Here is a 536-nt window from a genome sequence, read left to right as displayed (position 1 = left end):
CTCTCCAAAAACCCCTATGACCAAACACTCACATTTGTTGGCAAAGGCTCGATTAACGCAAGCTCTAATGGCAACACCAATACAAATAATGAAGCTTTAGTCATCAAACTCTCAGACACCAAACTCAATAGTGGTGGCTCTGATAATTCAGAAAGTGCAGGCACAACCAATTCCCTCACCACACTCAATTTCACCAACACAGCTGCCATTGTTGCGCTCCAAGGTGGCTCTGAGATCAAAGACACTTCAGTCCTTAACTCCACAGGCACTTCACTCATCGGAGATTTCAAGGGTAATACCACAGCTGTCTTTGGGGACACTGCAAATGGGACAGGGAAATTCTTCGGACATCTCTCTAACACTGCCACTTCAACCCTAGACCTCACACTCAATGCCAACTCACTCTATGATGTCACCACAGACAAAACCTTACTCGATAAATATTACAATGGAGATCTGAAAAACACTTCCACCAATGTGATCTCCCCTGCGACCATCACATTTGCTAACACCACTGCCACAGGCAACAAACTCAC

General features: G+C 45.1%; 1 protein-coding gene. It reads left to right on the top strand.

Annotated elements, in window-relative coordinates; translation table 11 throughout:
* The coding region (locus BKH46_RS09630; protein ID WP_172402634.1) for a hypothetical protein at positions 1-536 on the top strand (536 nt) is incomplete at both ends.

The sequence above is a fragment of the Helicobacter sp. 12S02634-8 genome (assembly GCF_002272865.1).
Taxonomy (GTDB): domain Bacteria; phylum Campylobacterota; class Campylobacteria; order Campylobacterales; family Helicobacteraceae; genus Helicobacter_J.
This window is presented reverse-complemented; position numbering and strand designations above follow the sequence as displayed.